Origin of the sequence: Winogradskyella pacifica, assembly GCF_003386275.1 — a bacterium.
In the GTDB taxonomy this organism is placed as follows: Bacteria; Bacteroidota; Bacteroidia; order Flavobacteriales; family Flavobacteriaceae; genus Winogradskyella; species Winogradskyella pacifica.
In genome coordinates this window covers 77,209-93,865 of the sequence record NZ_QREI01000002.1, presented here as the reverse complement: position 1 = coordinate 93,865, position 16,657 = coordinate 77,209, and the positions used below count along the sequence as shown (strand labels likewise).

Sequence of the window (16,657 nt, the reverse complement as noted above, 5' to 3'; positions counted from 1 at the left end):
TTTATAAAACGGGTTGGGCGTATTATTTAAATTCTATCTCTTATAATTCTATACGAAGAAATTCTCCTTCATTCTTTTCATCTTTAACAAACCATGCTGGGTTACCATTATCATCAATTCCTAAACGCGCGTTAGAAACAGGCGGGTTGTTTAATTCTTTAGTTGAATAATTATTTTCATCTATTTTAGCACCACTATGACCATTTAACTCTGAATTAAAAATTCCAACAGCAATAAGCTCTTCAATACTTAAAACGATATTCTTAATTAACTTATCGATATCATTTTCAGAAAATGCTTCTGTCATATAACACGGAAAGCCATCCCAAATATGGAATCCTTTTTCTCGCATTAACACGAAGAATAACTCTGAATAAGGAATCTCTTCTAAAAATTTAAGTCGCCATAAAGAACGGTAATAGGTGATTTCTATTGGAAGACTATTATTTTTAAAGTATCCATTAAGTTCTGTAGCTAAGCGTTCTGTTAGTGCTGCCAAACCATCTTGAAGCGCAATTCCTTTATTTTTAAAGTGATGTAACGACGCTTTTGCTGCCGCTAGAGCTAGAGGATGACGTACAAATGTACCTGCGAAATAAGTGACTCCTATTTCGGGGAAAGAATCATCACCAAATTTCCAGAAACCACCATCTAGCGCATCCATGTATTTTCTTTTACCACATATTGCACCTATAGACATGCCTCCACCGATCACTTTTCCGTAAGTTGCAACATCTGCCTCAATACCAAATATGGCTTGCGCACCACCGGGATGCATTCTAAATCCGGTTATAATTTCATCAAAAATGAGAACTGTATCAGATGCTGTAGTCACTTCCCTTACTTCCTTTAAGAAATCAATCGGCTGAAATTCTGGTCTACGACTTTGTACTGGTTCTACAAGTACTGCTGCTATTTCGTGAGCACGTTCTTTGATAATTGCTAAACTTTCTTCGGTTCCATAGTCTAAGATTAGCATATTCTGAACAGCACCTGGAAGAATCCCTGGAGCCGCTGGGAATGTTCTTAATTTTTTTGATCCTCTTACAATAACCTCATCGTTAATACCATGATAAGAACTAGAAAAGGCTACAATAAGTGAGCGACCTGTTACAGTCCGTGCAATACGCATGGCGCCTAACACAGCTTCTGAACCTGTATTACATAACGCTGCACGATCATGACCAGTAAATTCACAAAGTAGTTCACAAACCTCACCAGCTAATGGATGTTGAGGACCAACCTCAAAACCTTGTTCTATTTGATGGTGTAAAGCTTCTTTTATAAAATCGGGTTGATGACCAAATAAACAGGCCCCAAAACCATTTAATATATCCATGTATTCATTGCCATCTAAATCCCAAAGTTTATTACCTGACGATTTTTCGATGACCAACGGATAGACCAACTCTTTAGTTAATGGCTTAAAACCAGAAACAACTCTTGGATCTGCCATTTTAGAACGATGGTGTTGAGCATAAGCTTTACTCTTAGCTGTTTTAGCATTATAACTTGCTGTTAAATTCTTTAAAAACAAGCTTTGGTCACTACTTAATCCTGAAGATTGTTTATCTATTTTAGGAGATGCTCCAAAAGGTTTTTGATGTTCTTTCTTTTCTTCTTCTGTTCTAATATCATCATTAGAGTTAACTAAAGGCGAAACGGTCTTTGTGTTATTTTTCACTTCAGCCTCAGGTGTATTTGAAACAACTGGTGCAGGAGCATTATTTGCATCTCCCTGAAGTAATTGCAGTTGTTGACCTAAAAGTTGCAACTGTTGTGCAATAAGGTTCAATGCCGGATTTTGACCTCCTTGAGGTGCCACATAAGTATTTTGTATGGTATTGGCACTAGGTGCTGACTGTTGAATTGGTGCTTGTTGCTGTACTTGTTGTTGTTGTTGTTGTTGTTGTTGTTGTACAGGCGCAAAAGCTTCTGCTGGCAACACGCTGTCTAAATGCGTGGCCAATAGATTAGGTGACCCAAACTCATCATTAAGCTGTCTGAATGTTATAGGTACATTAAATTCATTCTTACAAGTAATAGCCATTTGTGTTAGAACGAGCGAGTCGAGACCAAGTTCTAAAAAACTCTGATCTGCTTCATTTTCTTCAATTTCTATTCCTGAGTTATCTTCAATGATATCTGATATTTTTTTAAGAAGTAAAGGCTTTCTCATAATCTTAGTATTGATATTCGGTATGGGGTCAATAATTATATTTTCTTCAATTTCGATATTACTTGTAACGGTATTAATATCTGTAACAGCATTAACCGTAGTATCTACCACTGGAGGGTCTAACCAACACGGCTTACGATCAAACACATAAGAAGGCAACCAAACTTTTTGTCTAGCTTGGCCATCATAAAAAGATTTCCAATTAGGTTCTATACCATTCAACCATAAATCTCCTAAGGCAGATAATATGGTATGGTAAGCGTTTTCGCCTTCCTTTGGAATAGTTAAACTAGCGATAGAAGCTAAGGATTTTAATCCTTTCTTTTGCATCGATAAGGTTGTTAATGCACGACCAGGCCCCATCTCTAATAAAACAGGATCTTCTAAGCCTAAAACCGTTTCCATAGCGCCAGAAAAGTTTACAGCTTCTCTTAAATGGTTCGTCCAATATGTAGAACTTGTTGCTTCAGCATCAGTAAGCCAATCTCCTGTAACCGTAGATACAATTGGTAAACGCGGCACACTTAGAGTCACCTTTTTTACCTCTTCCTCAAAAGCTCCTAAAACAGGGTCCATCATTGTAGAATGAAAAGCATGACTTGTTAATAAAAGCATATTTGCAATACTTTTATGATTTAAGACTTTTGCAAAATCTTCTACATCTTTATCAGGTCCTGAAATAACAATTAAGCGATCGGAGTTTATAGCTGCAATTGATAATGTATCTGGCAGTAAACCTTCAAGACTTTCAATATTTGTACGTACCGATAACATACTTCCGCCAGGTAACTCACTTACCAATTTTCCACGAACGGTTATTAAGTGTAATGCATCTTCCAAAGTGAAAATACCCGCTAAATGAGCCGCAACAAATTCACCTATACTATGTCCACAAAGTAAAGTAGGTTTAATTCCCCAGCTCATCCAAAGTTGTGACAGTGCATACTCTACAACAAATAATGCTGGTTGGGTAAACTTGGTATCCTTTAATTGTAATTCGGCCTCACTGCTATTATCATCTGGATATATAATTTTTCTTATGTCTAATTTTAATTCCGTTTTTAAAAGTTCAGCACAATGATCCACGGCCTCTCTAAAAACAGTTTCGCTATCATAAAGCGCTTTACCCATTTGCAAGTATTGTGAACCTTGACCTGGAAACAAAAATGCAACTTCACTAGGAATAACCTTCAATGTATTGCTTTTAACAGCTTTAGAATCCTCGGAACTTAACAAATGACTAGCTTCTATAGCATCATTACCTGTTATGGCAAAACTGCGATATTGAAAGACATCTCTTGTTTTATTTAAAGAATACGCTGTATCAGCAAGCGCTATTTCTGGATTCGTTTTTACATAATCACCTAACGCCTTTTGGTAACCCTCTTGACTGTTTTGTGATTTAGCAGACCATGTTAGTAATTGTAAAGGTCTACCTGAATCTGTTTCTTTTTCATTGGCTTCATATTCTTCTAGAACAATATGCACATTTGTACCACCAACTCCAAAAGAGCTCACTCCTGCAATTCTTGGAGTTTCAGACTCCCAAGCTCTTAACTTATTATTGACAAAAAACGGACTATTTTCAAAATCTATGGATGGATTAGGATTTTCAAATCCTATAGAAGCAGGAATCTGACGATACTTCATTGCTAAAGTCGTCTTAATTAATCCTGCCACACCTGCAGCTGCTGTGAGGTGCCCTATATTACTTTTAATTGAACCTACGGCGCAATACCCATTGGTTTCTTGATCACCGAAAGCCAAACGAAGACCTTCAATCTCAATAGGATCACCTAGAGGAGTTGCTGTTCCGTGTGCTTCTATATAACTTACCTGTGAAGGTTTAATACCTGCATCTAATTGCGCACTGTTTATAGCACCTGCTTGTCCTTCTACACTTGGAGCTGTAAAACTTCCTTTATCACTTCCATCGTTATTAACACCTATTCCTTTAATAACTCCATGGATTATATCACCATCGCGTTTTGCATCCTCTAAACTTTTAAGAAGTACCACGCCAGCACCATCGCAAAACATAGTTCCTGTACCGTTGGCGTCAAAAGATCGACACTGCCCATTAGAACTTAACATCGATCCTTCTTGATATAAGTGACCACTATTCATTGGAGACGTTACACTAGCTCCTCCAGCTAAAGCAACGTCACATTGCCCATTACGTATAGATTCTACAGCCTGAGCAATTGCTAATGAAGACGTGGAACATGCCGAATGTACACTTACCGCTGGTCCTTTTAAATTTAAATGGTATGCTGTACGTGTTGCAATGTAGTCTTTGTCATTAGTTGTATTGGCCTGTACTTCCCCGATTTGACTCATCAACTCTTTGTTCGGAAATACATTATTAAGAAAATATGTGTTGATATAAACACCTGCAAATACACCAATTTTACCATCGTAAAGATTTGGTAAATAACCAGATTGTTCTAATGCCTCCCATGATATCTCTAGAAATAATCGTTGCTGAGGATCCATTGCAGATGCCAATTTAGGGTTGAGTCCAAAAAATTTAGCATCGAACGTTTTTGCTGAAGGCACAATACCTCTCGCACCAACGTAAAGTGGATTATTACGTATCGATTCGGGAATACTTTTATCTAATTCTTCAGGTGTGAAAAATGAAATGGTTTCTTTGCCATCTCTTAAAACTTTCCACAATTCATTTATTGAAGAAGCTCCTGGAAATCTTCCTGACATTCCAATAATGGCGATATCACTATTGGAATGTCTCTTATTTTTTCGCTTTGATTGCGCAAATGTCGATTTATTCTGATCTAACTCAAAAAAATTAGCGAGTCCAGCAATCGTAGGATATTGATAAATCTTTGTTACTGGTACTTTTACGTTAAGGTTTTCAGCTATTAAAACGGCCACTTTTTGAGTTAAGAGAGAATTACCTCCCATTTCAAAAAAGTTATCGTCAATACCAATCTGTGGTATATGCAAAGCTTTACTCCAAATTTTTGCAATATCTTTCTCTATTTTAGTTCTAGGTTTTCTTAAAAGTGGAGCATTAGTAGATCTTTGAAACTCTGGAAGTGGCAGGTTCTTTTTATCAACTTTACCATTTGTTGTTGTAGGAAAATCGTCTATCCACATAATGAGCGACGGTATCATGTATTCTGGGAGAATTTCAGAAAGTTGATGGCGTACACTATTCGAATCTTTTATCGTATTTTCAGATTCTATATATGCTACTAATTTTGCTTCACCTGTATGATTACTAGAAATAACAGTGGCACGTTTTATATTTGGAAGTGTGTTAATTGCCGCTTCTACTTCACCTAATTCTAAACGATAACCGCTAATTTTAACTTGGTCGTCTTTCCTTCCTATAAACTCTATAGTACCATTAGGAAGCCATTTGGCTAAATCACCTGTTTTATACATCCTACCATTTTCTTCAAATGGATTTTCAACAAAGCTTTTTGTAGTCAGTTCTGGCAAGTTTAAGTACCCTTTTGCCAAACCTATACCCGACATGTATAAATCACCTGCAGTGCCTACAGGTAACATTTCCATATCTTTAGACAAGATGTAAACTTTTGTGTTTTGTATGGGTTTTCCTATTGTTAATACAGTATTATGGTTATCAGTGGAAGAATATTTGTATAACATCGAGGTTACCGTAGTCTCTGTAAGTCCATACGCATTGTAAAAATCACATATTGTGCTTAATTTTTGAGCTAAGGTTAACGAGCATGTCTCGCCACCTGCGACAATTCTTTTAAGTGATTTTATTTCAGATAAGCCTTCAATAGTTTCGAGATAACTAGGTGTGCTATTAAGGTGTGTTATAGAATGTTTTTTTATAAAATCTGTAACGGCATGATCTTTTATGGTTTGCTTATCAACAATTACCGTTGTAGCACCATTGAATAATGCTAAAAATATTTGCTCTATTGAGGCATCAAAAAAATAGTTAGAAAATTGTAATATTTTATCTGTACTATTTAAACCATAATTTTGAGTTTCGCCGAGTATAAGACTCACAACAGATATTTGTTTAATCATTACACCTTTTGGATTACCTGTGGTACCTGAAGTGTACATGATATAAGCAAGGTCATCAGATTTAGATCCTACGTCTGTTAGAAGTTTATCACTGTATTTTTCTTTTGAATTGATAAAATCTTCAATAATTGAATCATCGATAGTGAATTTACAATTACTATCTTTTTTAATAAACTCTTTTCTAACTAGTGGAGCATCAATATCTATAGGAACATAGGCTGCACCTACTTTAAGTATACTAAGAATACTTATTACAATCCATTCGCTTCGCTCAATCATTAGACCGACAAAGTCATTTAAACCTATATTGTGATTAGCTATTAAGTAGTTTGCAAATTGGTTAGAAATAGCATCTAATTCTTTAAAACTTATTTCTTTAGCACCAAAAATAACTGCTATATTGTTAGGAGTATTCTCTGCTTGTATTAAAAATAAGTCTACAATTGTTTTGTCTATAGGAAACTTAGCATCCGTATTGTTAAACTCCCTTAATGACTCAACTATCTCTGGTTTGGTTAAATCCATAGTATAAAATTATAACTTTTAAAGAATTAAGCGTTTAGCTAATTCTTTAACATCAATTAATATTAAAAACAGAGGGGGTTTTTATTAGGGAAGAATAAAATTAACGTAATTCTTCATTTAGATGAAAAATTTTAGTCATAAAACAATTTTCTCTGTTAAAGAACACCGATTTAATTCATAAAAATATAACTAACATTAAAACCTATTAACCTGCTGACTAATAAAGCCCTAATATAAAGGTTTTTTTATCATAAAAATATTCCAATTACAGCATTCTAAGTAAATATAGTGATGATAATTTACAACCTAACGCTATAGAACAAAACGTAAGTAAATTTCTATATTTTCTTTGATAAATACAAGAAGTATTATTAGAAACACATTCTCATATTAACACTCAAACATATACTTTATGAATAAATTTGGAACTTAACAACCGAGCAACAGCCATATAGTTTAGTCTAAACTTTATTTTATCTCCAACCTTGTACTTTATTGTATTTGCTTCTGTTTTATTGTCGCCCACATCAATAACGACCATATCTGAAGTTGCGCCTACAAATAAAAAATTATCTTCAGCCCCTAAATCATTTTTATCCACATCTAATAAACCGAAGTCTAAAATAGCTTTATAAGATTTAAGCGTACTACGATTACTATCATTATGAATTGCCTGTCCGTTGTTAGAATCAGTTATGACATCTCCTGGCACTACATTTTTTTCAATGAGCTCTATAATATTTGCATAGAATTCAAATGTGTCTTTATGCAAGCCTTTAAATTGTTGTCCTTCTAATGGACAAACACCTAAAAAAGCAGCCTCACCTATCCTAAAGTGATTGATATCTTTTGGCACTAAATTATCTTCAATTAGCGGAAGGGTAATAGATGTACCACCAGATATAAGTTTTAGGTTTTTATTGAATTTTGAAGCAATAAGCGCTTTACTATAAGACAATTGCTCTAACTTATTATAGCTTGGCTCTATACCAAACATACATCCTAAGTTTGAACCAATACCTACGACTTCAATATGAGATAAATTGAAAACACTTTGATAAAATGCTACAACATCCTCATTATTTATGCCTTCGCGTAATTCACCCAATTCGATCATAATAATGATTTTATGAATCCGATTTTTTTGCTTTGCAGACGCATTTAATGCTTCAATTGTAGAAATCGACGTGTTCAATGAAATATCAGCATAATCAATGACATCATCAACATGGGCTAATGCTGGTGGATTAATATAAATAGTTTCTAAATTAGGATATACTGCTTTCAGGGTTTTTAAACTGCTTAATTTTGAGTCACTAACCGATTTTATTTTTTCAATAACATCTTTAGTTAAAATCGTCTTAATGAAAGTATTATCTCCAGAAAACACTTTGGTAACTAAACTCCATTCAATATTATGAGCTTCAAAATAATGACTTAAAAACTTAATATTTTCTTTTATTTTTTCTGAATGTATAATTAACTCTGCCATTGCAATTTGTTTTTGTCTATAGATTGAAAAAGCGTAAACTACTTAATGCTTAATACTTAAGCTACTTAGCATTTTTTTGTTGTCGCAACTTTTATTTTTCTAATCGCATTTCCAAATACTTATTAGTAAATCCTAACTTTTCATATAGCATTTTGGCAGGATTATCTTTTTCACAGTGCAAGGCTATACTACCTTCACAATTACTAATAGCATACTCCATTAATTTTTTCCCAAAGCCTTTTCTCCTATGGTCTTTATGAGTTGCAATGTAGACCAAAATATTCTCTGGTATATACTCATCCATTCCTGTTTTATTGATAACGACAACACCTACAATCTTCTCCTCCTCTTCCATTACAAATACATAACCTCCTAAACTAGGACGATCTTTTACAGCATAGTCTATTGCCTTTTTTATAGCAGTTATGGGGTCACCATATTTCTCTAAATGTGTAAATATAAAATTGGCAACGCGCTCCCTTTCTAAAGCGGTTATTTTATTTAAAGCATCGTATGTCGTTGTCTTCATTTTTAATTATTATGTTATTATTCAATAACCTCTAAAGAATTTATCATTCAAAATGATTGAATGAAAATTATTATTAAAAGTTTTTTGACCCTACAATTTTTATAATATAAGGGTGTCCTGACTCACTTTTTGCATCTGAATACCAAACGTTGAATCCCGTGTCTTTAAAAAGTTTTTCGTAATTATGAGAAAAAGATCCTTCTACTCCATAGACTTTAGAGTTTTGATTGGTCTCATAATTATGCTCTGAATCCGTAGGTTCTATCGCATAGAATATAATATTACCTAAAGCATTTAGTTTTTTAAAAAAAACAATGAGCTGTTGTTGTGTAAAATATTCTAAAACTCCTCTAAAAGTTAAAAACACAAAATTACCTTGTTGCTGATTTTCTAGCCAATCGAGAACATCTCCACCAATAAATTTCAACTTAGAATTATCTTTATAGTTGATTTGATTAATTTTGGTTTGTTCTTCACTTAGGTCTATTCCTATAAAATCTTTTATATCAGGATAATTTGATGACAAGTAATTTAAAACACTACCATTACCTGTTCCTATTTCTACTAATTTCTCGAATGCCATAGGTGCATTTGAAATTTCATTTTTAAGAACATCGAGTGTATCCTTGTAAGCAGGCAAGTGAATATTCTTTAAATTATCTTCTGTGTTGTTTACAAAATGATCTCCTTGCTTGGCCCAATACGTCTTATGTAATTGCGCCAACTGATCATGGTCTTCATTCTTTTCAATTTTTTTAAGAATGGCTCTACGCATTAAGCGTTCAGATAAGCTTAAATTATCTCCCAACACTAGGGTTAATCCTTTTTCTGATAATTGCTTCACTTTTTGGGGGCGTAAGGTAACAAGCAGACTACCAACAGTATTTGTAAGAAACCCAACTAAAACAGACCTGATTTTTCCTTTCATAATAAAAGCTTAAACATTAATATTAGACATTATTTATGAGCGTTTTAATTGCAGCTTCTTCTTTTTATTATTTTTTATAAGGTAATCGGCACCCCATAATCCTAACATTGTTAAAAAATAAATGATACCAAAGGTCGTATATGTAGGTGCGCCTCCATTTGTTGGCGCTATTGGGAATGATACCAAAGTTAAATTCACCATAGATTGTAATAGCAGTACACAAATACCACTTTTAGTATGACTATAAATAAAAGCACACATTCCTGCAACACCAAACATAAAAATAAACGCAGATACTATTGGGATTTCAGGTAAAATACCCTCACCTAGAAGAATTACAGGAATAAACCATAACGTCCAAAAAACAGCTACAATTTGACCTGCATAAAATGGCTTTATACTTTTAGATAATTCTCGGATACAATAACTAACCCATACAACTTCACCTAGAAAAGCCCAAACAAAGAAAGCGAGATAAGCCCTAAGAGTTGTGGTTTTAATACTAATGAACGCATCAACCTCAACATCATAATAGGTACTTTTTAATACCAATGTAATAAGCGCTATTGTTGATGGAAAAATTAAACTTAAAAGATACCATTTAGGATGAACCCTCCAAGTTAGCATAGGCTTAAACAAATTAATTACACCTTTCAGCCCTCTAGTATACAGCAATAAGCAAATTAAAATAAATAATAGAATGCAAAAGCGACCTGTCATATATATAGATTCTGAAATAAAACCTTCAATTCTTGCCTGTACAAAAGGTACGTTTACCACAGGACAAAGAATTAGAAATATCCAAACTTCATATTTTTTTACAAAACTTCTCATACTTTATTTACATTAATTAATGCTTATAGATTAGAATTTCTTGTTATTTTATTTGTGCTTTTTTTAGAAAGCACACCATTCATTTTACAACTATAGATAGTGAATATACTTCAATAAATTAGAAACTTTTACTTTCTTTATAACATTATTCCAACTTTAAAATAAGTAAATCAACTCCCCATCAAACAACTCAAAATCAAAAACTTAAACTCAAGCGATACACAAATGGTGAAAGTTCAAAAAAAAGTTTAAAACAACAATACATTTCCTATGAAAAGCGAGAATTTAGGCTGAGTGACTAAGAATCAATTAGCACACAAACAATCTGATCTTTTTTCAATACACAATGTAAACAACAACCTCCTTCTTCTATAAATTTAAAAATGCAAGTACCAAATTCTCGTTTACATCTTAACTAGTTTTCGTAGTATTTTCATTCTAAAGATTATCTTTGAACATATTATGGATTCACTCACACAAATCGTTTTAGGAGCTGCCGTAGGCGAGGCCGTTTTAGGTAGAAAAGTTGGAAATAAAGCTATTTTATACGGTGCTATTGCTGGTACTATACCAGATTTAGACATTTTTGCATCCCACTTTACGGATACCGTTTCTGCATTAGCCATTCATCGTGGCTTTACTCATTCTATTATATTCTCATTGCTCTTTGCCCCTATTTTTGGTTGGCTCGTCTCACGCTATGAAAGCTATAAAGGTTTTAAAGGTTGGTCATGGCTGTTTTTCTGGGCTTTAATTACGCACCCTATGTTAGATGCACATACCACTTGGGGTACACAATTCTTTTGGCCTTTAGATTTAAGATTGGCCTTTAAAACCATTTTTGTAATTGATCCATTATATACATTACCCTTTTTAGTGTTTTTAATTTTGGCCATGTTACAAAAGCGTACTTCTGAAAAACGCCGACTATATAATGGTCTTGGTCTTACAATCAGTACCGCATATTTAGCCTTAACGTTCATTTTAAAAGATGTTGCAATAACTCATTTTGAAGACGAATTACTAATGCAAAATATTGATTACAATGAATTAGACACGCGACCGTCTCCACTTAATACCATATTATGGAATGCGAATGTGGAAACGAAAAACGCCTATTTATTGGGGACTTATTCCTTTTTTGACACTAAAGACATTACGTTTGAGACGTATCCTAAGAATCATGAATTATTAGGAGACTTAGTTGAAAATGAAAAGGTAAAACGTATGATTGCGATTTCGGAAGGTTGGTATACCATTAATACAGTTGATGACCAATTGTACTTTAACGATCTTCGTTTTGGATTACTAAGTATGGCACCTCAATCTCAAAATTTTGTATTTAAATATTTAATAGATATAGATTCCTTTGGAAATGTGAGCTTTATTGAACAAGAAAAAACACAGCGAGACGGTAAACAATTGATGTTAGATTTATGGAAACGTGTTAAAGGAAATTAAGCGGTTTGCTATTTACTTTTTTCTTCCATTAAACCATCTAAACTCATTAGTTCTAATAACGTAACCAATTCTAATCATACTTTGTGATTGTTGATAGTTTAGCAAACCTTCAGCTTGGCCAACATACCATTCTAACATTAAGTATTGATTAGAAATATTATTACTAAATGGATTGTAATAAACTCGTGCTCTAACAGATCCTTTTCCTTCAAAATTTAAACCTTTTCGCAATCTTAAATCAAAAATTAATTTATCTGGTCGATAGGTATGAGACACGTTAATTTGCCCCAACCCAACGTATTCTAGAAGATCTGGATTACCTTCTTTATAAGCAAACGGCAACCAAGCTTTAAAACTAGCTACTGTATTTTTATAAATACCAGTAGTATATTCTACATTTATACGGTTCCAACTACGAGAGGCAATACTATCTCTACCGTTAGACTCATGCTCAAAAGATAACGTCCCTACTCCTTTTAAACGATTCTCTTTATCATAGAAAAACTTACCTATCGCTATAGAAGGATTAAAATTAATATCCTTGAATGGAAACGAATCTTCATAGATATTCCAAAATGACTTCTGAGTGTAGGTTAAAAACAAATAAGTGTCTAACGGTAATTTACTTCGCGTCAAAATTTGTTTAAAACTTATTTGATATTTCGCATTAGCTGTGGCACTATTTATTGACTTATTAGTAGGTACACCTGTAACTAAAAAATTGTCTTTGTGTATAGAAAAATAAGGCTGCTGAGCAATAGAATCTTGTAGTTCTTCTTTCGTGTAGGCTTGCGAATGTAATGTGGTTGTAGCAAAAATCATCAAAAGAATAAGGCTTGCTGCTTTAAGGAGTTTAAAGTTGTGTATAAATTTAGTCATAGGAAGTTATAAAATTTCAGATCGTATTAATTTTAAGAAACAAAGATGATTAATAGTAACCAACTTACTTAACTCAAATACAGATTACACTAATCTAAAACAAAAATATGATCATTTTTTTCAGTTTGTAATTAGAGTAATCAAATTTCTAAATGAGCACCCCTTCTATTTTTTCTGTAATTACATTTATATTTTATCTCAAAATTTTATGGAGCTCTCAATAATTCTAGTCTTTATCATCATTGGTGTAAGCATACTACTTTTTATCACAGAGCTCTTTCCTGTTGATAAAATTTCATTTTTCATCATAGTCGCGCTAGTTTTATTACAACTAACGACACCTGAAGAAGCGATTAGCGGTTTTGCAAATCCGGCAACAATCACCGTTTTAGCCTTAATGATCTTAGCTGTTGGACTCGAAGAAAATGGAGTAATTCAGCTGCTTTCTGATGGTATTAAAAAACTAAAAATATTACCGCTCATTTTGTTGACTCCTGCGTTTATGATTATATCTGCTAGTATCTCTGCATTTATCAGTACAACGGCTGTGGTTATCATCTTTATAAAAATAGTAACAAGATTATCAGAAAAATACGGGTTCTCTTCATCGCGTTTATTAATGCCCATTTCCTTTGCTGGAATTCTTGGTGGGAGCTGTACATTAATGGGAACATCGACCAACCTAATTGTAAATGCCATTGCTAAAAAACATGGTGTAGAGGCTTTTAGCTTTTTTGAATTCACTTGGTATGGTATTATATTTTTTCTAATTGGATTGGTTATAATGACCTTTGCATCACGATTTTTACCTAAGAACAAAGAACGAAATCTATCTAGTGATTATAAAACTGAATCTTATGTTTTTACGGTTAAAGTAACGGAAGATTCACCGTTGATAGGCAAACGGTTTGGTGAGATTGAATTTTTAAACCAAGAGGATTCTAAGTTGCTCAAATTAATTAGAGACAATCAAGTTATTAATGATCCCGGAAAGTACATAAAACTTATGGCTAAAGATAATTTAGTATTGATGAGTGATTTAGATAATTTCCAAGCTCTTATGAAGGAAAACGGTTTTGTTTTAAATGAAGAACGACAAAAAAAACAACTTGAAAACTTAAGCGACATTGATGGAGATAAAGATCTAACCTATATTGAAACGCTTATCTTACCAGGTTCTAATCTTATAGGAAAAACGCTAAAAGGTTTACGTCGTATGTCTTTTGAAGGCGCATTTCCTATCGCCATAAAAAAACGTAGAAATCTAAGAAATACGCAAGAGCGCCTATTACGTAAAAACATTGATGATATTAACCTTAAACCTGGTGACCGCGTATTACTAGAAATGCAAGAACACAAGATTTCAGACTTATATAATATTGAAAATATTGCCATTTTAAATGAGCATGAGTTTAAGCCCAATGTCTCAAAGTCTAAAAGAATGTTAGCGTTGCTGATTCTGTTAGGTGTAATTTCACTAGCCGCAACTAGCGTAATTACCATATTAACGGCATCACTTGTTGGAGTTTCAGCGATGTTACTTACCAATATTATTCAGCTAGAAAGTGTGTATCAAAAGGTCAATTGGCAAATCATATTTTTACTTGCTGGTATGATTCCTCTAGGAATTGCGATGACCAATAGTGGAGCCGATATTTGGTTATCCAATCATTTACTAAATATAATGAGCAACCAAGATCCAACCATTGTTTTAGGCTTACTATTTGGAATCACCATAATTTTGTCTGGCGTCATATCTAATAACGCTACTGCAATTATTATGGCACCTATTGCCATTGCTGTTGCGAGTGGCTTAAACCTAGACATAAAGCCATTTTTATTGGCTGTAATGTTCGGCTCTAATTTTAGCTTTTTTACACCTGTGGGCTACCAAACGAACACGCTGATTTATGGTACGGGTGCTTATAAGTTTAAGCACTTCTTAATCATTGGGGGTATTTTATCTATAACACTTTGGATTGTTGGTACACTTTTACTTTCAAGCAGCTTGTAGAGCGTTAAGTAGTAAGAAATTTAGGTCGAGGTATTATTATTTCTCAACACTATTTCCTTTAGCCATCTCTTTCCTCATTTGTTTAATAGTCAATGTACTTCCATCATGACTCCAACCTGGAGGTCCAAATATATACATCAGCTTGTGATACCAATTCTTAGACTTTTTCATATCCTCCCAAATATTTTTGTATTCGTGAGTAAGAATAACGTATAAATTATAGGAATTTGGAGGAGTAGACACTCCGTATTCAATCTCAATAGTTTCGTCTAATTCTTTCCAAGTTCCAAAAATTCTATCAAAAACATTTAGAAAACCACCGTGGTTTTTGTCCATATATTCGATATTTCTAGCATGGTGTACTTGGTGCATCGTATGAGTATTTACAAACTTCTCAATAAAACCCATTTTCTTAACATACTGTGTATGCAATTGAAATTGCCATAAGGCTTCAATACCTAAACAAACAACAAGCATTTCTGGTGGAAAACCAATCATTACAATCCAAACATAGAAAAACGGCTTATAAAATATAGTAAACCAACCGTTTCTAACAGCAGTTCCTAAATTAAAATTATCTGAAGAATGGTGCACAATATGTGCCGCCCAGAAAAACCGAACCATATGATTTTGTCTGTGAAACCAGTAATATGTAAAATCATCTAAAAGCATGCAAATCACCCAAATATACCAGACATACCCAAAAGATTCGTACCCCATTATATTCGTACGGACACCATCAACGATAGGATTAAAAATATCATAGGCAAAATTAAAAATCACGACTATAGATACCGTTTTTATTAACGCAGCAAGCACAGCAGACCCAACACCAAGCGATACACTAGATATTAAATCTTTCCATTTGTAAAGTTCCTTATTATCTAAAACCTTGCTGTATGTAAGCTCTAAAGCAATAAGACCTAAAAAACACGGAACACCGTAAACTAAAGGGTTTGTAAAATCCATTTACTACTAATTTTGAAAAATTGGGTTGTTTATATGAGTCTAAATTCTGAAGAAAACAATTCGTTAAAACCTTTCATTAAAATTTAATAAAAATGATTAATAAAAAAAAATAAACGTCGTGTTACTAAAATTAATTTGTGAAGATACATCAACATCACTAAAAATCCGAATTTTTGAAATTTAAAAATAATTAAACCATCGTCCTAATACAGGAATAAGTCCTAAACTAAGTACTTAAAAAAACACACAAACATCTCTTTTTTATAAAACTATGTAAAGTCACGTATATAAATATCTAAACGATATTGCAACTTTATAAACGTATAACGGTGTATTTAAACACATCTTATCTAGAAAGAGATAAAGAACATCATTTAGTTTAAATAACACGTTGTGCGCTATTGCACAAAAACCATAACCAAATTACTACCAGTTAATTAAATTGAATTCGCGATTCGCTTTCAGATTTCGATCAAATACCGAATATATTAAAATTCACTAGTGATAAAAATGAACTTAATTTGCTTTATCAAATTCTTGAACCAAGAATAAGCAGTTCTGATAAAAATAATTTTAAGCAAGATATTCTAAAAAATGAGTTTTCAAACTTTAGGGATTTCATGGCTAAAAATTTCATTAAATTCATTGACCAGTTCGGAATAACCTGCTTTTCGTTAAGTCCATCTAATTTATTAAGTGGTAAAAGTACAGTGGTATAAAAACAAATAAAATTTATATCTTTAAACGTACAATTCGCAACGACAGAAAATCCTACGGATTCTAAGGCGCGCAAATCAAACACCAACAGGTTG

9 protein-coding genes are annotated in these 16,657 nt (G+C 33.2%); 2 read left to right on the top strand and 7 right to left on the bottom strand.

Annotated features, from left to right (window positions below; translation table 11 throughout):
- Window positions 1–40 precede the first annotated feature (40 nt).
- The 5 genes from DFQ09_RS04605 to DFQ09_RS04585 all read right to left on the bottom strand — a co-directional run bounded on the left by DFQ09_RS04605 (window position 41) and on the right by DFQ09_RS04585 (window position 10,522).
- Complete coding sequence (locus tag DFQ09_RS04605) at window positions 41–6,739, bottom strand: polyketide synthase (RefSeq protein WP_115808492.1); 6,699 nt, start codon at window positions 6,737–6,739, stop codon at window positions 41–43.
- A gap of 397 nt (window positions 6,740–7,136) precedes the next feature.
- Window positions 7,137–8,231 carry an alanine racemase gene (locus DFQ09_RS04600; protein ID WP_115808491.1) on the bottom strand — a complete coding sequence of 365 codons (1,095 nt, stop codon included), beginning with the start codon at window positions 8,229–8,231 and terminating at the stop codon, window positions 7,137–7,139.
- 91 nt (window positions 8,232–8,322) lie between these two features.
- Window positions 8,323–8,760, bottom strand: coding sequence for a GNAT family N-acetyltransferase (locus DFQ09_RS04595; RefSeq protein ID WP_115808490.1), 438 nt, complete (start codon window positions 8,758–8,760; stop codon window positions 8,323–8,325).
- Between the two features lie 73 nt (window positions 8,761–8,833).
- On the bottom strand, window positions 8,834–9,688 hold the full coding sequence (locus DFQ09_RS04590) for a class I SAM-dependent methyltransferase (RefSeq protein ID WP_115808489.1): 855 nt from the start codon (window positions 9,686–9,688) through the stop codon (window positions 8,834–8,836).
- Window positions 9,689–9,721: 33 nt separating this feature from the next.
- Window positions 9,722–10,522 carry a hypothetical protein gene (locus tag DFQ09_RS04585; RefSeq protein ID WP_115808488.1) on the bottom strand — a complete coding sequence of 267 codons (801 nt, stop codon included), beginning with the start codon at window positions 10,520–10,522 and terminating at the stop codon, window positions 9,722–9,724.
- Window positions 10,523–10,984: 462 nt separating this feature from the next.
- Between DFQ09_RS04585 and DFQ09_RS04580 the strand changes: the two genes are divergently transcribed.
- The gene (locus DFQ09_RS04580) at window positions 10,985–11,983 is read left to right on the top strand and encodes a metal-dependent hydrolase (RefSeq protein ID WP_115808487.1); all 999 of its coding nucleotides are present in this window, start codon (window positions 10,985–10,987) and stop codon (window positions 11,981–11,983) included.
- 12 nt (window positions 11,984–11,995) lie between these two features.
- On the opposite strand, the gene DFQ09_RS04575 is transcribed toward DFQ09_RS04580, so the two are convergent.
- The gene (locus tag DFQ09_RS04575) at window positions 11,996–12,862 is read right to left on the bottom strand and encodes a phospholipase A (protein WP_115808486.1); all 867 of its coding nucleotides are present in this window, start codon (window positions 12,860–12,862) and stop codon (window positions 11,996–11,998) included.
- 208 nt (window positions 12,863–13,070) lie between these two features.
- On the opposite strand from DFQ09_RS04575, the gene DFQ09_RS04570 reads away from it, so the two are divergent.
- Window positions 13,071–14,876: an SLC13 family permease gene (locus DFQ09_RS04570; RefSeq protein WP_115808485.1), complete on the top strand. Its 1,806-nt coding sequence runs from the start codon at window positions 13,071–13,073 to the stop codon at window positions 14,874–14,876.
- A 36-nt stretch (window positions 14,877–14,912) separates the two neighbouring features.
- On the opposite strand, the gene DFQ09_RS04565 is transcribed toward DFQ09_RS04570, so the two are convergent.
- The gene (locus DFQ09_RS04565; protein ID WP_115808484.1) at window positions 14,913–15,845 is read right to left on the bottom strand and encodes a sterol desaturase family protein; all 933 of its coding nucleotides are present in this window, start codon (window positions 15,843–15,845) and stop codon (window positions 14,913–14,915) included.
- Between the last annotated feature and the right edge of the window lie 812 nt (window positions 15,846–16,657).